Here is an 18,983-nt window from a genome sequence, read left to right on the forward strand (position 1 = left end):
TTCATAAACGTATCCTTACTGCTGCCTTTTTATGCAGAAAGTATACGTTTAGTTATTTAAAATCAATCGGTTATTTCCCTAAATTTGAGTGCGATTGCCATACTTACGGACATGCCATTGAAATACAAAACTGAAATAGACTAAGATTCGTTTAGCCATTTTTATCTCCTGTGATAAATTTGGTTAGCTGGCGGCGGGAATTGGTAGTTCCCTCTGTCAGCGCTTATTGCATTTAAATACGTCAAACGCAGATTTATACTATTTGATTCTTGAGTGTCTTGCAATTGAATTTTAATTGCAGGGCACTACAGAATTTTTACTTCCTCGTTCTACCTCTTTAGGTCTTTTCAAATCAACATCCTTTACCCGCTTCTTACTTATAGACCTGATAAATACTGCATACATGACTTCCTTTTTAAGTAGCTTTTTTTCAATCCGTAAAAGAAATAACGTTTTGAAACTCAAGCACTGACCCAGCATTCCTTGTGCGGAAATAATTATTAGGGGCAAATAGAAATGAGTTATGAAAATATTTGGGATGCGATTGCTGATACAGCTGGGGAATCAGCTAATATGCAAGCGAAAGCCGAATTGATGCGCCAAATTGTAGCGATTATTAAAAAAAATGGTTGGAAACAAGTTGAAGCAGCTCAACATTGCGGAATTACCCAACCCCGCTTAAATGATATGTTACGAGGCCGCATTTCTCGATTTTCATTAGATGCCTTGGTAAATATTGCAGCGGCTATTGGGCAACGGGTGCATATTGAATTGAAGGCAACATAACCACCGGCACCAAAACAACCTTATGTGCAGACAATTAAAGATCATGAACACATTGCAACGTAGGTCGGGGGCAGGGCTTGAATTTTGACGCCTTATTCCCTGTTCGTTTTGAACTGTTGCAACTTTTGCAACAGTCTCACGTTTGTTCAGTGGAGAAAGTAAAATATCGGCTTAACGGTTGACCCGCTTGCTCCCGTTTTAGTTAAGGAATCACAATTTAAGCTTAAGCTTTTTCAGGTCGTCTGCTACGCGCCGTGTTGCTTCCTGACCTTCGCGAATCGCTTCTTGCGCGCGATCGAATTCCATAAGACCGATATGGCTAAGCTTTGGTGTGATGAGCACGTCTGGCGGGTCTTCTGCCATGCGCGAGTTGGTGATGCGCTCCTGCATAATGTTAATTGAGCCAGCGATCACGTCGAAGAGACCGGGTTTCAAAATGTTCTTCTTACGCAGAGAGGAGATAAATGACGTTAGCCTAATATCCAAGTCAGCTTTCAGCTTGGCTCCCCAGGTAGCAATTGTTGGATTATTCGTTTCAACATAGTCCAATTGCTTTTGGTTGCCTTGATTGTCAGCGGCTACATCGCTTTGATCGAGGGAAAAATGCCTGCCGACGAGATCACTATTGAGGTTCACGGCGATGATGGAATCAGCACCCATCGCACGTGCCAGCGAAATAGGAACCGGATTGACCAAGCCGCCATCGAGCATAAGATCATGATGTAAGGCAACTGGTGCAAAAATTCCAGGCAGGGCGATGGAGGCTCGCACGGCATCGAGTAAGGAGCCATCCCGTAACCAGTGCTCTTTTCCATTCAAGAGCGATGTTGCCACACAGGCAAAGGGTACATTCAGCTCCTCGAGATTAAGATTGCCCAACCGTTTTTCGATGGCCATCATCAGCGCTTTTCCTTGGATAAAACCGCCGCCCGTCATGTGGAAATCCAGCAATTTTAGAATGTCTACGCGCTTCAGGGTGAAAATCCATTCTTCAAACTCGTCGAGGTGACCTGAAGCATAAGCGCCCCCGACCACAGCACCGATGGATGAGCCTGCAACCAGATTCGGTTTAATGCCCATGGTTGCCAATTCACGGATGACGCCTATATGGGCCCAGCCGCGAGCTGATCCACTGCCAAAAACGAGTCCTATTTTGCGTCTTGCCATATTACCCCCATGCTCCGGCATGCCTACCTCTGCCGCCAAGCGAATGGTAAATTTTTGATAGGCTATCTATATCAACAAATAGCATAGGGAATCAACTAGATAACGAATCAGTGGGGTCAGGGCTTGAATTTGGTCGTTGAATACAAAATTCAAACCTTGCCCGCCTAGCTCCTTTAGAAATCAATTAGATGCTTACTATTATGAACGCCGCCCATTTAAATTCATTACTATCTAATCATGCAAGTTGGGTCGCGACCCAACCTACTTGATTATGCCGTTTTCATAAAGCAATCTATTGCTGATTAATGAAATTTTTGCTGATGATGCCTGCATTCGTTGTTCGCGATTCGCGAATAGCAAATAACAATGGAATGGAGGCTAAAGATAGGTCAGAGTCAGAGCTTGAATTTTGATCGTTGAATACAAAATTCAAACCTTGCCCGCCTAGCTCCTTTAGAAATCAATTAGATGCTTACTATTATGAATGCCGCCCATTTAAATTCATTACTATCTACTCAAGTAAGTTGGGTCGCGACCCAACCTACTTGATTATGCCGTTTTCATAAGCAATCCATTGCTGATTAATGAAATTTTTGCTGATGATGCCTGCATTCGTTGTTCGCGATTCGCGAATAGCAAGTTGGGTCGCGACCCAACCTACTTGATTATGCCGTGCCAACCTATAGCAGCTTTCGGGCTTACACTCAGTACGGTAGTCTCACGGAAATTAATTACTTGATAACCAATTTACAAAACAAATTAACCGCCTCCATCTGGCCAACACTATTTGCTACCGTATCAAGCAGCATCGGGCTATACGTTACAACCACCAGGCACTGTGCACGTGAAATTGCTACATTAAGCCGATTCTTATTAAACAAAAAATCCATACCGCGAGGCGATTCATTCGCATTACTGGCACACATACTTAAAAAGACAACCGGCGCTTCCTGCCCCTGAAATTTATCCACGCTGCCCACTTTGGCTTGTTTGCCTAACGCTTGTCGTAACTTATTCACCTGATGGTTATAGGGGGCGACAAACAGCATATCATCCCAATCAATCAACCTCTCTGCACCCTGTTTCGTAATCAATTGACGTCCCAGTAACTCGTTTGCCAGTTTCACAATACACGCTACTTCTTCATCACTGGCCTGGGTATTGCCCTCATGAAGGACAGGCACAGGGATAATGCCAGCCTCCTGATTCAAGATGCCTTGATATCCTTCCGGCATCACTATGCGCTGACGATCATTATCGGGATCTGATTCCAGTTTTCCTTCATAAATTGCCTCGCTGATAAACTGGTTTACTGCAGAATGCATGCGGTAAGTGGTTCCAAGGAAAACCCCCATTGTTTCAGGGATAGTCGGTGTGGAATGCAGTAAGTAATCAAGAATGGATAATCCGCTTTCTTCTGGATGGCTGCCTTGTGACGGCTGTCCTAATTGCATTTGATCGCCCATTAAAATGATGTTCCTGGCCGCTCGGCTCATTCCAATCAAATTGGCCACGCTGACCTGCCCTGCTTCGTCAATAAAAAGATAATCAAAGGCTTGCACCAGGTCAGCTCTTGCAAATCCCCATGCTGTGGTGCCAACCACACAGGCAGCCTGCAAACTGCCTGCAATCGATTCATTTTTATAAACGGTAATTCCAAGCTCAGATAACGCATCATCTGTATTTTTGGTGCATGCGAAGCTGGCGCCAATATTTTCAGCTTTGCAGTATTTGGCAGTATTTATCAATAAATGATTAATGGCCTTATGGTTGTTTGATGAAATACCGATGCGCTTGCCAAGCTTTAGAAGCTCGGCAATGACATGTTTTGCCGTGTATGATTTACCGGAGCCAGGAGGCCCTTGAATCGTAAGATAACTATCCTCCAAATTCCTGATGGCGGAAATAATTTGATTCAGCCGCTCTTCGGGCTCATGGCTTGGTGCGATTGGCGCGCCATGCACTAACACTCTAATTCTGGGAGTGCTTCGCGTCAGAAAATCATAAATGGCCGTATTTTCCAATCGGCCCTGCGCAAAGGCTTCAGCGACAGCTGCAATCGCCGTTGGGATAGGCTCTGGATTAATAGACTCATCGGGAATTAAGGTCACCACAGAGTCTAATAGTGCGGCTGTTTTTAATACAATGAACCCTTCTCCAAGATTCGATTCTTCTTTAATGAATTCAACGCTGATGGTTTTGCCATTAGCGCGTTCTTGTCCAAAGACGTTATATTTCTCCGCAGCAGCTTTAAATTCCTGATTTGGATCAAAGGAGTATTCATAACAAAGGTTTTTATCTCCTCGTTTGAATTTATAAGCTGGCCTCTCTGTTCGCACACAACGTGCCAGGCAATCGGTATCGTCAAATAACTCGTCGTCACTCGCCCCTAACCGGTCAAATAAGCGCCAGTACATTGGCTTTTTTTCCCTGCGGTGGAATTCTAAAACCCAGGCAAAAAGGCTGGTCATTTTAGCGTCGTTTTCCAAGCCCTGCGCTTTCAATTCATTGGCTTTGTGAAGCAATCTGTCGCGTAAGATCGTACGTTCAGTAACCTTTTCATTGTCTGGTGCGGCAACAATTTCTGTTTTTCCAAGGTAGCTAATACCCTTTTCTAATTGGCGTTCGCGTAACCACGCAACTAACTCTTGCGTTGAATGGCAATCATCCACGTTGTAATCGCGAATGGACTTTAATAGGTTTGAGGTTTCCCAGGTCTCGCCGTCTGGCGATTCACGCCAGCGTTCATAGACGACAATGGAATCGCCGCCCGAACCTACCTCCGTATCGCGTTTGCCACGATAAAGATGCTCAACATTTTTGATAGAATAGCGCGGTTCACCTAACAATAGACTGCCTTTGACAATTTTATAGAGATCAACAAAGACCTCGTTTCTAAGCAGCGTATCCACCATGTCTTCGCAAATGCCATATCGTCCCATCAGCTTCCGGCAAGCGGCTATTTCATAATTGGCATAATGATAAATATGCATGTGCGGATCGCGTTGCCAACGCTCGAAGGCCCATTCGATGAATGACTTAAATGCAGTCTTCTCCTGCGCTTCATCATGTGCCCAAAAATCCTTGTATTGGCGAATGCCTTTATCATCCAAATAAACAACACCCCATAAATATTCCAGCCCGCCTTCTTCGAGAGGGAATCCTTCGATATCAAAATAAATGTCTAATGGGGACGATGGCGGGAGTAAGGACAAACCCATTTTTTTATCGGACTCATGCGGTAGAATCTGATAAAGCGGCGTGTCACAGCCTTTGCTGTTCTTTTGAATGGCGGCCTGGGCTTTAAGTCTGGCGAATACGTCCGGATTTATCCCTTTTACCCGCTGCTCCAACGGGGTTTCAATCATACGCTGCATGGTATGAATGCCAGCTTTATTCAATTTTTTAATTTGATGTCTGGTTATCGTAGCAATTTCAGACAAGTGATCGGCTTCAAGCAATAATGTTTGGGCATAATCAGACCAGCGCCCCCAACTGCCGCAATCAGCAGGATTTGGCCGATGCTCTGGGGAAAAATTTTGATGGGTTTGCAAAAACCGCTGCTTTAAATGGAGGTAATAGTAAAAATAGTCCCTTGTCGGAAAGCGCATCGTTTCGCCAGTACCAATCACAACGACTACGTTATCTGGCCTTCGTTTCTGTAGTGTTTCCAGCATGTCAGCATAACAACAAAGCTGTACTAAAAAATGTGGTTTGACTGTTTTTGAGAGCTTTGTATCCCAGACCTCATAATGAAAATCACCCAGAACGCTTGCACCATCTACTTTCACCAAAAAATCGGCATACCCTTTAAACGGCAAGGCTGAAAGAACTGCTTGATAGATTATATCTGCCCCTGATTTCATGGCGCTAATAGTGTCAGCAAAGGCATGCCCCGTCTTTTCAATTTGGGCAACGGTTAATTGGCGTTCGATAAAATGGTTTAAAATCTTTTGCTCAAGCGCCATCCCTTTCTGTTGCAATACGGACAGCAATTCATCTGTTTCATCAGCAAGCGTAAGTGCCTTTGGTTCCTGCAGGGCGAAATGCTCCATCCAGGAGGCAAATGGGCTTTCAAGAAATAACGTTAAATCCGAGGGCGCATAGATGATTTGATCGGTTTCAATATACAAGCAGGCCTCCCGCAGAACTGACGTTCATTAATAACTTTTCCACCTCTTTCGAAGGTAATCGACTGCCAGATCCTTTCATCCGTTGGAAAGGATTGGGTATTCTAAATTCTAGAATAGGGAATACAGTGAATATTATATTAAATCACAAGATACTGTAGTTTTAGTCAATCTTAGCTTACCAAGAGTCCAACAAACTTACTGATTGAGTCTTTGCGGTCAGAGATTTAACTTTTCATTGAATACAAAATTTAAGCCCTGACCCCGCATTCCTAGACAGAGAGATTTATTGTCACTCGATAGAAATGATTTTCTGAATTTCTGGCCGATTATATTCAGCATGCCCTGCTTCAACTTGCAAATTGGGAAGAGGATTATATTTCGCTTTATCATGCGTATGACCACATAGCACCAGGAAGTGAATATCAGGATATGTCATGCCAATATCTTTTAATACCTCACCCGTTGCTTTCGAAGAAAAATAAGGCAACCAATCATCATTATTGATTTTTCCCTCATGCAAGCATACTTCTTTAAATGGAGGAATATGTGTCAAAACAATAATTCTTTGGGGTTGTTTCTTCACAGCCTCTATCAATTGTATTCGTAGCTGCTCAGCATCATGATCAGCAAGCTGTTGCATTTTTGCTAATAGTTGAGAGCGGCCAAGGATCTTTTCTTGAAACAAATCAGCAATCATTCTACTGTCATTTAGTACGACTCGGCTCTCATAATAGTTACCTAGTCGCCCATCAGCCCAACCATCTTGGCCAACTAAAATGGTTGTGTCATTTATTTGTAAAGGTTCAGATGCAGGCAACCAAAATACATACTCCCTCGATTCAGTTAAGGCAATCATTTCCTTGCGTACTGCGTCTACTTGACCTCGGTAAAAATCGTGATTGCCAAGAATATAATAAATCGGCTTTTTAATAAAAGTCGCCAACTCTTTTAATATATTTTTGATACTGGGCGCTTCTGCAATATCACCGCTTATCAATACACCATCGCATTTGGTGTTAATAATTTCTTGGTAAAATTTTTTGCGTTCATCTGTATCAAGGAAATTTAAATGAACATCGGTTAACCATGCCAATTTCATGTTACTTGCTCTATATAGAAGTTAGTTTTTGCTCCAGTAAGTCAATCCGATCATTGGCAATACTTCCGTATTGAGCAAAATGACCAGGAATAGCACCTTTAAATGATGGAGTGGTGAGGAGTTCTCGCAGCGAATTAATCAAGTATTCTTGCAGGATTGAATCAGAATTTTTGATTTCATCTACTATTTCAAGCCTTCCATCTAGGACTGATACGATATCTTCAAAATCATGGCTGGCGTAAAAATCCATTTTGCCTCTTGTTTTAAAAGCTTCAAATTTGGTGGCTAAAAAGTAAGGTGCGGTAACAACACGAATTTCAAGATTTTCAGTCAATGAATAAAGGTTTGAGAACTCAATCGCTTGTTTATACCAGCGATTTCCAAATCCTAAAATTGTTTCATCAGTGGGCATCACATCAAGAATGACGTCATCATAAAACCAACGACAGATAACATCGTCCGTTATGGATTTTTTGAAGCCTTGTTTGTTAAGTTTTTTCTCTAGCTGGTAATATTGATTCCTGGAAATAACATCGACAATACAATCAACATCAAGTGTATAGCGCACGTCTGGTACTAGAGGATCAGATATAAATAAACCCGTGGTGCATCCTCCCAAGAAAACAACATCGTTCCGGATATCACCTAATTTTGTGGCAACAAATTCTAACATTCTTAGATTTGCCAATTTCACATTATTATTACCCAGCATGATTTAGTTTTTCCTTCAAAAGTTCTCCTGCAAGGTTGCGTTCTCGAGGGCGTCCTGAGCGAAGGACGTCAATTAATACAAGTAGCTCATGAAAAGCTGAGTCCGGATTTGCCCTTAACGATTTTGATAAATTAGGGTGAATCGGTAATAACGCCACACCACGCTCTTCTCCCATTGCATCAGGCCATACGGGAATTGGGTCATTCCCCAGTGCGATTTTATCGCGAAAAATGGGGGCAGCAATTGCTGTTGGAGTACCTCGAGTATATTCACCTAGCTTTCCTGGGAAGAGGAATTTGATTGAATGTACCAAAAACTCTTCTGCTGCATGAACATTAGGAAAGAGTTTTCCTTGTTTGTCTTTCCTCAATAGTCCAGCTTCTTCCAGTCGCTTTATGCCGGCATTAACTTCAGCTAAGCTAATCCCCAATGCAGCGGATAATTGCCGCTGGGATAATTCACTACCGATATTTGCCAATAGTTTTATTAATACAACGCAATCCTGTGGCTTTAACATGGTATTATTCTCTAAATGACGTAAATAAAGTATATCACAGGCGTTCGCTGTTCGCGAACAGAAGAACAGTGTATTGGCCGAATTGGGTTCAATTCCGAGAGTCAGCAAAGTGGGCCTATTTGCGGGCTTTTCAACCTTCAACTAATTACCTTACTGTAGTGAAACGGAATCAAGATTGGTCCTGCAAAAACCTTGGTTACGCCTTCGGCTGCACCAAGGCTACAGTTGCTACACTTGCTTGTTTCATGTCCCCAATTTTGCTTAAAATTTTGAGCTTTTAGTGGATCATCCCAGTGTTGGTAAGAGGTGTTGAGCGATGATAAGCGGTCTTGCATTGACAAAAGTTGCCAAGATGCTAGTTTGGAAAAAGCATTCCATATAAAAACGTGTATTCAACTACGGATAGTCTTGAAAAGGCGGTATAAACATCGTATTGACAGGTCACGAGAGTAACTTGGTGGTCAATCGATTTCGATCTAATTCGCAAAGGAGGGCTGCGGTCTATGCAACATAAAGAATATCATCGAATTGAACGAATTGGCTGGTTACGCGCAGCGGTATTGGGTGCAAACGATGGTATTATTTCTACTGCGAGTTTGTTGATTGGTGTTGCTGCTGCCCATACGCCATACCATGGAATACTTGTCGCAGGGGGAGCAGGATTAATTGCGGGCGCTATGTCGATGGCTGCGGGTGAATATATCTCAGTCAGTTCTCAAGCGGATACAGAAAAATCGGCTCTGCAACGTGAAAAGAAAGAACTTGAGACGAGTTTACCCAATGAAATTGAAGAGCTAACCGCTGTATACATCAACCGCGGATTAGAACCTGACTTGGCAAATGTCGTTGCAAGGCAATTAATGGCTCACGATGCATTAAGCACACACGCTCGCGACGAGCTTGGCATTACCGAAATAACGAGTGCACGCCCCCTTCAGGCAGCCCTGTTTTCCGCTGCCAGTTTTACTCTTGGCTCCTTATTGCCTCTATTAACCCTTTTTTTTGCTCCCCAGCCTTATCTTATTTTAACCCTATCCCTGATGGCGGTTCTATTTTTGGCCTTACTCGGAGGAGTGGCTGCAAAGGTTGGCGGAGCCCGAATACTAGTAGGATGCTTACGGGTTGTGGTTTGGGGAAGTCTGGCAATGATTGTGAGTGCGGGTATTGGTTCCCTTCTAGGCATAGCGGTATAAAACCGCCTGATGAGGGGATCCATTAGACCTTAATCTAAACTAGTATTTATAGGTTAAACGCCATACACTGAGTCACTTAGAGGGCCTATGGAAGAACCCCCAGCCATAGGCTATACTTTTTTTTACTGTTATCAAAAGTGAGACATATATCATGGGACAAGGGACTCCAATGGAATTGGTAAAAATTAAAAAAATCGTTGCTGAGATTCGAGAATTTCCAACCAAGATTGATTCTACAGAGCAGGCTAAAAATGCTCGGCACTTACTGCGAAAATACGCCTTATTATCTGAAAAAATCGAGAGAAATGTTTTAATTGGTGCTGCACATCAAAAGGATCTTGCTAAAATTCGTACCGACGAGTTCAAAACCATACGACGTACATTAAAAGAAAAAGCAAATTCAATCCTGCATGCACACGACAGCAAAAAGGCTCAAAGCGAAAAACCGGCGAAAAAAACCGCAAAAGCAGCAGCGCCTAAAAAACCCGCAAAAGCAGCTGACTCGTCCGTTGCAAAAGAAGCAAAAGCCACAAAGGCCTCTGCTTCAAAAGAGACAGGCGCAAAAAAGACCGTGAAAAAAGCATCACCTAAACCTAAAAAAGAAGCGGCCCCTAAAGAAAGCAAATAATTGGGTTCTCGCAAAAATATTCATACGCCTCAATGCCTGCAACGATGGAACCATGAGCGAGTCAAGACACAACATTCTTGACGCGCTCATGCAACCCCTTCACTGATTATTAAAGCGATTAAAATCCACCGGGAAGGTTAATGCTTCCAGCTTTATCCGGTGTTGCAGGGGATGAATTAATAAAACAGCCCTTTGACTTGTCGTTGATGGTAGAGACGACTCCATCCTTGCTAATTGCCAACGTACAAAGGTTACTATTACTACCTGAAATGGTCATCACAGAAGGGCCTGCAACATTCTTCACCAGGCAGGCTGGGTTCTTAGTGGCCGGATCAGGGCAGGTCATACTATTGTTGATCAGCACCGGTTTAAAAGGATAACCCACATAGACTACATAGGAAAACCGGTCAGCCGGTGGCGGGGGCTCCTCTTTGCCGCAAAGACCACCCTTCATTTCTCCGGGTTGTATATTCTCCAGACGGCAAACAAAACCACCTTCCTGGTAAAAATTCACGTTTTTTACTGACGTTCCATGATTATAGGCGACCACATAGGTATTATCCCCGGCACCAAAAACCGCATACGCTGGTGTATCTGCGCGATACGAAGTATTTAACGACCCTAGCGCTTTTAAGTTTTGAATCCAGTAATAAATACTGGGTTTAGACTCACCAGGATCGGGGGTGTTCCCTTGTACATCAAAATACTGGGTGTAATATTGCGATGCCTTGGCAGGATCGCCTAAAGCCAGGTATTTCAATAAAGTACCACAATAAGCAGAATTTGAAGCATCACCCGAACAGGGATTCTTAGCGTCCTCCCTATAGACCTGGGTCACAAAATTGGGATCATAACCAAGATAAAACGATCCGGCATTGATGGGTAATGTATTGGAAGCGAGATTTTGATAATAACAAGGTTGGCCCGCGCAGAAATAAGTTGAGCGATCCAGCTTACCCCCCCAGACATTTCCGACCAACAAATAGTTTTGTCCGGTGCTGCTATTTGACCATCCTGTTGGGAAAACACCGGAACCAGAGTTTTGGTTAAAATGATAATGATTCAACCCTTGTTCTTCAGTAGTATAAAGATACAAGCCTGTTTCTAGTAACTCTTGAGGGGAAGTGGTATCGCCATCAAAACTAATCCCTTCGGTATTTAAGCCCCACAAAATAATGGCCTGGGCTAAATTCATAAACTCGGCACTGTCTTCTTCATTGACGTTATCAAAGCTATAAGGCATGCCTAATGCTGATGATAAACCTGCATAAGGATCAAAACTTCTAAAATGCGGAAACCTGGTTGCTTCGGCCTCGTCCCCATAGTTGTAATTGCAAATATCGCGGATAAGCAAATTAACCATGCCGCCATAGGCTTGTGCCCATGCTTTATCAAATTGCGCAATGGTCGCCGCACCATCAATTAAATAACCCCAGTGAAAAGAATGATCAGTTAAGGTAGTCGCGGTGAAGAAACCACTTGGAAACCCCATCATCGTATACCATTGGCTATTATAGGCATAAAACCAGGCACCCTCAGCACGCGGGCAATCCCCGGCACCACCGGGACAAGGATCGGTATAATTCAGGCCAGTGAGAAAACTGGTCACCTGCTTTTTTAGATCGGTTAGCAAGCTATCACGAATTGTCTGATAGTTGGGATTAGCAGGGGATGTTCCCATTAACACATTGGCTATTTTTATCAGCTGGGCTTCCCTACCTAATAATTTTCCTGTGGCATAGGTATCTGTCCAGGGATTTTTAGAGTCCAGGTGAGGATCCGGAGGGAGAGTAAAGGAATAACTTGCGATTTTATCCAGCTCAGTCTGGCCTAAACGATTGGGTAGCACAGGCAATACACCATGAAACCCTACTTCAGTAGAAAAAGAAGACTTATCTCTGATTCCTGAAGGCACCACATAAGCATGCATGGTCCCTTTTAATGTCTGAATGGTCCCTTTATCACTGGCACATTCATCCTGGAACAAGCATCCTGCTTTTTCGCTGTCACTCATGTTTTTAATCTGCCAGGGATAGAGAAAAACCAGTGGTTGTTTCTTTAGTGAGGCATTTGGATAGACCGTTTGTGAATCAAAATTAAAATGGGTAATCACTTTTGCATTATTTTTATCGTATTCGTAAGTGATCGATGTACTTTTGATAAAGGTAGCAGCATAGGGCTTCAATTGATTTGCCATCTCAACCGCCGATGAGTCGGAAGAGGCAGGGATAACCGCCATCGAAAAATAACGATTAGCTTCTGCGGTCTGAATGGTAGTACTCGGGACAACATTGCCGCTTCCTCCCTGATTAACAGGGACAATCACAGAACCTGAAGCGGTTTTCCAGGGTACGACTGCTGTATCAGGATTTGAGAAATAAGCATAATACCGGTACCCCGAATCAGAGGCATTCTTTGTTTTAAATACGCTAATGCCTTTGTCCTGGCTCAATAATTTTGCATCTTGCGAATTATTAAACTGGAGATAAGAGGCCGCTTGATTGTTTTTCTTCTCAACAAAAATGAAAGGGGAGCCCTCTACCACATTGGCAACAAGAAGAGGGGTATTATTCCGTGCCCAGCCTACAGAGACCATCCAATCAGAATAGTCAGCAACTAACGGTGCAGTCCCCATCAGATCGCCGGTAGTCACTGTTACATCGAGTGTATTATCATACCCGCGGTCAACATGCACATTGTCCACTTTGGCATTTTGCAAAGGAATCCCTAAAGAAACACCTCGTTCTGTCAAACGTACAGAAAGCGGATTGGGAATTAATAATAAGGGATTGAGATAATCACTATCCTGTATTTGTCCAGATGCCTTATCCACAGCTAACATAGGCGTCCACCAAAGCCCCGTTGTTGTGGGTTTATTAACCAAGCCAAACTGACTCCCCTGAAATACTGATTTTAAGGTTGAATAGTTATTGATTAGAGGATAGCCCGCATCCTTGGAGACACGCCCGGGATATTTTTGTGCGAGCTTTTGAATTTGTTGTTCGTCGTAGTAAATCCCTTTACCAAGTTGTGTCGCACTATGAATTGCCTGACTATTTGAAAGAAAAATTGCGGTCGTTAAGAGGAAAATTTTTTTGGTTGTGTTCACCTTTCTATTCATCCCTGTCATCGATATCTTCTCCTGTTTTAAAAAATAAACTTCTGAATTCAATAGGTCGATCTTTCATGATAACTGCATTCTGCATGGAATGCACCCCAACGTCGTGGATAATGGCAGGCGTGTTTGGAAGATAGAGGGGAGGGTTATTCGATATTCTTGGGAAAACAGTTGCCAATCCGCGTCAATGGTTTGCCAATCAAATTCGAATATTAATAAACTGCCAGGGATCACTGTGGTCAATATAGGTATTATTTGAATCACCTCGGTCTCGCAGGGGAGTCCAATCGGTATAATAACCATCGACTTTACCAAGGTAAGGCAAGGCTAAACTCAATACATACTCATGGTCCATATCTTCAGGCTCTATAATTCCACGTTCCGGATTTTTAATCGCCCAAATCATACCGGCTAAAACGCCAGCGGCAACTTGTAAACTGGTCGCATTATTATGGTTAACCAACTCTCTGGCTTCATGGATGGATAGATGAGAACCATACCAATAAGCGCCTTTTTTATTGCCCATGAGTAAAACGCCGAGTTCATCCGAGCCATCAACAATGTCATTTAAAATAATTCGTTTTTCATTGTGAGGCAGGTATTGTCTTTGCACGAGCTCTTTTAAAGATAAAATAGCATCAGGGCAAAGATGATACGCATAATGGACTGTTGGCCTGTAATAGACGTTATTCCCTTTGTTTAACGTTAAATACTCTGCAATCGATAAAGACTCTGCGTGCGTAATTAAAAACCCGTTAATCGGACCAGCGTTTGGGGTCCAGGTACGGACTTTAGTCTCTGCGCCGGGCTGACTAAGATATATTCCACACTTGGAACCAAAGTCGTGATGATTTGCGTCGTGAGGCCAATGCCGCTCATGACTCCCCCAGCCCAATTCAGCAGGCCGCAACGCTTCCAAAATTAACGCATCGACTGACCATGTATTGATAAATTCATTCTCTTTTTTAACGCGAGAGGAAATTTGCGTATCACGTTCAGAAATATGGATGGTTTTTATATCAAGATCGTGGGCCAATTGCGCCCATTCCACCGCTTTTTTCGGCAGATCCCTTTCCAGATTATTATCTTTTGCCACATTCCATAAAGCTTGTTTAAGGAAATGGGATACTAACCCGGGATTGGCTCCATGTCTTACGACTGCGGTGGGCCCCTTCTTTCTAAGTTGCAGGGTCGCATCACGCAACGCATAATTAGAAAGGAGTTGGCTGTTATCGCTATACCTGTCTTCCCAACATTCAGCGGCTGCATCCAAATATAATATTCCATTTAAATGGCAATATTTTATTAAATCAATACTGGATACGCCTACCGATAAATTTAACAAAAAATCACCCGGCCCAAGAATAGAAGATAACAGTTCCTGGTAGTTATTTTCGGTCACCGCAATTTCTTTGAAGGGGACGTTATAATTTTTTGCCACCTCTGCACCAAGATTATGTTTTGACAGAATGTGAATTTGGGAGGGATCTAATTTAAAATATTGGAATAAAAGAGGTAATATTGCTTGGCCAATACTGCCGAATCCAAGAATTAGAATCTTATTTTTATAGACTATTTGAGTCACAGATTTATCCATAAATTATCCTTCAAATAGACGATCTATTGATAATTATTTAAAGTATGGATTTAACAACACACTTCAGAATTTTTATCGGTTTAAATTTAACTTTCCTTACTTTGCCTTAAGTATAGTTCACAAAAATAATCTGTTTTAAAATTTTTAACTGAATAAAATCGTTAGTTGAAAATAATCCTCCTCCCCTGATGAAAAGCTAACCGCGTTTACTGGCTTGGATTTGATATCTATAATAGATTTGATGAAACTTTCTTTTTAAATTTATCCAGATTGACTTCGTTGGGAGATTGGAAACGAGTTTGCGACAAAACCAATTCGGCTGACCAGGGAACTGATTACAGGCAATAAAAAAGGGACTTAGTAAATGAAAACTTATCAAATGTATATTGATGGACAATTTACGTCAGCTCAAAGCGGGGCCACTCGCGATATGATTGATCCCGCTAATGGCGAACTCATTGCAAAAGTTCCAGAAAGTGCCAAAGAAGATGTGGTAATTGCGATCAAGGCTGCGCGAAAGGCTTTCGATGACGGTGTTTGGAGAAAAACATCAGCGCTTGATCGCAGTAAACTATTATTCAAGGTTGCTGAGTTAATTCGTGCCCATGCAAAAATGTTAGCCGAGCTGGAAACGCGAAACTGTGGAAAGCCTTTGGCAGAAGCAGAATATGATGTATCCGATGCAGCCAATTGTTTTGAATTTTACGCTGGGCTCGCTACTAAAATTCATGGTGAAACCATGTCGGTTCCAGCGAACTCGTTCAGTTATGTTGTCCGTGAGCCAATCGGTGTGTGCGGACAAATTATTCCCTGGAATTTCCCGCTGCTTATGGCCGCCTGGAAACTTGCCCCAGCACTTGCAGCAGGAAATACCGTCCTGTTAAAACCGTCAGAACTGACACCGCTCACAGCCCTTGAGTTATTTAAACTGATTGATCAATGCGGATTCCCAGCGGGTGTAGTGAATCTTATTACTGGTCCGGGTGCAGGCGTAGGCGAAGAATTAGCAACGAATTCGCTGGTGGATAAAGTTGCCTTTACTGGTGGGACAGTGACCGGAAAAAAAATAATGCAAGCCGCTACGGGAAATTTGAAACGAATCTCATTAGAGCTTGGCGGCAAAAATCCAAATATTGTATTTGCAGACTGTGATTTGGAGATGGCCATTGATGGTGCTCTTTTTGGCGCTTTTGCCAATCAAGGCGAAGTGTGTTCTGCTGGTTCCCGCTTGATCGTTGAGCGCGCTATCCATAAAAAAATAGTGGCCGGGATGTTGAAAAAAATTCCCAACATCAAGTTAGGTCATGGTTTAGACGATGGCGTCAAAATGGGTCCGCTGGTTTCACGTACTCATCGCGAAAAAGTAGAATATTACGTCAAGGTAGGGATTGATGAAGGTGCGAAACTGCTCTGCGGCGGAAACCGTCCTAAAGGGGAAGCGTTTGAAAAAGGATATTTCTTTGAGCCAACTATTTTTGATGAAGTTAAGCCGACCATGCGTATTGCTCGGGAAGAAATTTTTGGGCCGGTACTCGCAGTGATCCCTTTTGATACGGAAGATGAAGCCATCCAAATTGCAAACGATACTGAGTATGGTTTAGCCGCTGCGGTGTGGACGAAGGACCTGACTCGTGCCCATCGCGTGACCTCACAAATCCGTGCCGGAATTCTTTGGGTAAACCACTACCATCCAACTCATAATGAAATGCCTTGGGGTGGGTACAAACAAAGTGGCTCAGGTCGTGAGTTAGGTTTGTATGGAATTGAAAGCTATCTTGAAATCAAGCAAGTGAATATTAATCTGGATGAGGCACCAATTGGATGGTACCAATGAATCAAATTCATATTAAAACACCAATACCAGGACCAAAATCAAAACGATTGATGGAACACCGTTATAAACACGTTGCGCGAGGTCCGTTTCATACCACCCCCCTCTTTGTGGAACGAGCAAAAGGCTCGTTTGTAGAGGATGTCGATGGAAACGTATTTTTGGATTTCTCATCAGGAATTGGTGTGGTGAATACAGGGCACTGTCCCGATGCAGTCGTCGATGCAATCAAGGCACAGGCTGAAAAATTCCTTCATACGAGTTTTAATATTCTTCCTTATGAAAGCTACATCAAGGTCTGTGAAAAATTAAATTATCATACGCCTGGACACTTTGAAAAAAAATCACTCTTGTTGAATTCAGGCGCTGAAGCAGTAGAAAACGCGATTAAAATTGCTCGTGCCTATACCGGAAAACAAGCAGTGATTTGTTTTGATCATGCTTACCATGGCCGCACTTATATGGCGATGACACTGACAGCAAAGAATAAACCTTATAAACATGGATTTGGTCCCTTCCCCTCAGAAATCCATCGTGCTCCCATTCCCTATGAGTATCGCTGGCAGGGAAAAAATTGTGTAGACGAATGCTTCAATGATTTTTCGGAACTGGTTAATTATCGCGTGGGCGTTGAAAATACCGCGGCAGTGATTTTAGAACCCGTATTAGGGGAAGGGGGATTCATCCCATTTCCAGTCCCGTTTTTACAAAAACTCCGTGAGTTTTGTACAGCAAACAACCTTGTTTTCATTGCCGATGAAATTCAATCAGGTTTTGGGCGTACTGGAAATCTGTTTGCCATGCAGACCATGGGAGTAGATCCTGACCTGACTACCTCAGCAAAGGGGCTCGGTGGAGGAACTGTCATTGCTGCTGTAACAGGAAAAGCTGACATGATGGATGCTGCCATGGTAGGCGGGTTGGGTGGAACCTTTGGCGGCAATCCACTGAGTTGCGCCGCAGCGCTTGAAGTATTCAAACTCTTTGAAGAAGGAGCCCTTTTAAAAAATGTAGCTCATCTTTCAAAAGTACTTCACGCCAGGCTTTCCAGCTTTAAAGAAAACTATGGCATAGTAGGTGATTCTCGAGGTTTGGGTGTTATGGGAGCGATCGAGCTCGTGAAAGATAAAAGCACGAAGGCACCCAATAAAGAAGCGGCGGACAGATTAACAAGATTTTGTTTAGAACATGGACTGGTCATTCTTAGCTGCGGAGGCTATGGAAATGTAATCCGTCTTCTCATGCCGCTTTCTACGGATGTAAAAGATCTGGAGCTTGGACTTTCTATTATTGAGGACGGACTCAAGACCTTATAACGGTAGGGTGGGTCACGGACCCACCCTTCAAGTAAAAAACTACGCAACGGTGTTTAGAGGGAGATAGTGATGAAAAAAAATGAAGATAAAAAAAATGAAGGGATTGGAATTGCGACCATTATTTTTATTATTATTTTAGCTCTTATTGGGTTTTATCTTCTTTATTCTTATCACCGCCCGACAGATAGCATCCCCTTGGAGTCACCCTCCCCAGTCTCTGAGAATGCCAAGCAATGATATCCCGGAAGTAAATTCAAAGGGTTATCTGGGTTTATTCGCCGACCTTTTTAGGTTGGGTCATGACCCAACCTACGGACTGGCGTGCAGAATGAACACACAAACTGAGTTTTCAAAAGAAGTGCTAACGTTAATTAAAGCAATACCTCGAGGGAAGGTTGTAACCTACGGAGATATTGCCAGGCTGGCAGGGCGTCCACGAGGGGCACGGGGGGTCGGATGGCTTCTTCATTCCTGTACCCAAAGTCATCATCTTCCCTGGCAACGCGTGCTAAAATCCGGAGGAGTCCTTTCTTTTCCCACCGGAAGCCCCCACTTTTTACTGCAGAAAGAACTGTTAGAAAAAGAAGGTATTGCCATTATCAATGGTTGTGTTGATTTAAAAAAATATTCTTGGGACGGTGAACCCTAACGGGATCATGATCCCTTTTTATTATTTGAAAAAAGTGAAATGGACTAAACCTGGAGTGGCTCACTCAACCGCCGATTTGTGTAGGTTGGGTCGTGACCCAACATTAAAGTGAATTTCCAACCTAACCAATTAATCGCTCACACAGCCAAGTTATATCAATGTAGGTTGGGTCGTGACCCAACATTAGAGTGAATATTCCAACCTAACCAATTAATCGCTCACACCGCCAAATTTATA

General features: G+C 43.1%; 14 protein-coding genes. 7 read left to right on the forward strand and 7 right to left on the reverse strand.

Annotated features, from left to right (window positions below):
- The first annotated feature begins 516 nt into the window (after positions 1-516).
- Positions 517-786, forward strand: coding sequence for a helix-turn-helix domain-containing protein (locus ACN4Z1_RS15380; RefSeq protein WP_228363045.1), 270 nt, complete (start codon positions 517-519; stop codon positions 784-786).
- Between the two features lie 210 nt (positions 787-996).
- Here the strand turns inward: ACN4Z1_RS15380 and ACN4Z1_RS15385 are convergent, their stop codons facing one another.
- The 5 genes from ACN4Z1_RS15385 to ACN4Z1_RS15405 form a co-directional block, all read right to left on the reverse strand.
- The gene (locus ACN4Z1_RS15385) at positions 997-1,953 is read right to left on the reverse strand and encodes a patatin-like phospholipase family protein (RefSeq protein ID WP_228363044.1); all 957 of its coding nucleotides are present in this window, start codon (positions 1,951-1,953) and stop codon (positions 997-999) included.
- A gap of 731 nt (positions 1,954-2,684) precedes the next feature.
- Positions 2,685-6,086 (reverse strand): TM0106 family RecB-like putative nuclease, encoded by a 3,402-nt coding sequence (locus tag ACN4Z1_RS15390; protein ID WP_228363043.1) that lies wholly within the window; start codon positions 6,084-6,086, stop codon positions 2,685-2,687.
- A gap of 289 nt (positions 6,087-6,375) precedes the next feature.
- Positions 6,376-7,185 (reverse strand): metallophosphoesterase family protein, encoded by an 810-nt coding sequence (locus ACN4Z1_RS15395; protein ID WP_228363042.1) that lies wholly within the window; start codon positions 7,183-7,185, stop codon positions 6,376-6,378.
- Positions 7,186-7,195: 10 nt separating this feature from the next.
- Positions 7,196-7,897, reverse strand: coding sequence for a hypothetical protein (locus ACN4Z1_RS15400; RefSeq protein WP_228363041.1), 702 nt, complete (start codon positions 7,895-7,897; stop codon positions 7,196-7,198).
- A complete protein-coding gene (locus ACN4Z1_RS15405; protein WP_419388137.1) occupies positions 7,887-8,414 on the reverse strand; it encodes a MarR family transcriptional regulator in 528 nt (175 codons plus the stop codon). The genes ACN4Z1_RS15400 and ACN4Z1_RS15405 overlap by 11 nt, the downstream gene beginning before the upstream one ends.
- Positions 8,415-8,917: 503 nt before the next feature.
- Here ACN4Z1_RS15405 and ACN4Z1_RS15410 point away from each other — a divergent pair.
- Positions 8,918-9,607 (forward strand): VIT1/CCC1 transporter family protein, encoded by a 690-nt coding sequence (locus tag ACN4Z1_RS15410; RefSeq protein ID WP_228363039.1) that lies wholly within the window; start codon positions 8,918-8,920, stop codon positions 9,605-9,607.
- A gap of 169 nt (positions 9,608-9,776) precedes the next feature.
- The gene (locus tag ACN4Z1_RS15415) at positions 9,777-10,235 is read left to right on the forward strand and encodes a hypothetical protein (RefSeq protein WP_228363038.1); all 459 of its coding nucleotides are present in this window, start codon (positions 9,777-9,779) and stop codon (positions 10,233-10,235) included.
- 118 nt (positions 10,236-10,353) lie between these two features.
- Here ACN4Z1_RS15415 and ACN4Z1_RS15420 read toward each other — a convergent pair whose 3' ends face one another.
- A complete protein-coding gene (locus ACN4Z1_RS15420) occupies positions 10,354-13,344 on the reverse strand; it encodes a glycosyl hydrolase (protein ID WP_419388138.1) in 2,991 nt (996 codons plus the stop codon).
- 208 nt (positions 13,345-13,552) lie between these two features.
- Positions 13,553-14,950 (reverse strand): saccharopine dehydrogenase C-terminal domain-containing protein, encoded by a 1,398-nt coding sequence (locus ACN4Z1_RS15425; RefSeq protein WP_228363036.1) that lies wholly within the window; start codon positions 14,948-14,950, stop codon positions 13,553-13,555.
- Between the two features lie 364 nt (positions 14,951-15,314).
- On the opposite strand from ACN4Z1_RS15425, the gene ACN4Z1_RS15430 reads away from it, so the two are divergent.
- From ACN4Z1_RS15430 to ACN4Z1_RS15445, 4 genes are all read left to right on the forward strand, one after another.
- A complete protein-coding gene (locus ACN4Z1_RS15430; protein ID WP_228363035.1) occupies positions 15,315-16,784 on the forward strand; it encodes an aldehyde dehydrogenase family protein in 1,470 nt (489 codons plus the stop codon).
- Positions 16,781-18,097 (forward strand): aspartate aminotransferase family protein, encoded by a 1,317-nt coding sequence (locus ACN4Z1_RS15435; protein ID WP_228363034.1) that lies wholly within the window; start codon positions 16,781-16,783, stop codon positions 18,095-18,097. The genes ACN4Z1_RS15430 and ACN4Z1_RS15435 overlap by 4 nt, the downstream gene beginning before the upstream one ends.
- A 69-nt stretch (positions 18,098-18,166) precedes the next feature.
- A complete protein-coding gene (locus ACN4Z1_RS15440) occupies positions 18,167-18,334 on the forward strand; it encodes a hypothetical protein (protein WP_228363033.1) in 168 nt (55 codons plus the stop codon).
- Positions 18,335-18,425: 91 nt separating this feature from the next.
- A complete protein-coding gene (locus ACN4Z1_RS15445; RefSeq protein ID WP_228363032.1) occupies positions 18,426-18,746 on the forward strand; it encodes an MGMT family protein in 321 nt (106 codons plus the stop codon).
- Positions 18,747-18,983 lie beyond the last annotated feature (237 nt).

Origin of the sequence: Legionella sp. ST3F1, from assembly GCF_048553315.1 — a bacterium.
Classification (GTDB): Bacteria; Pseudomonadota; Gammaproteobacteria; order Legionellales; family Legionellaceae; genus Tatlockia; species Tatlockia donaldsonii.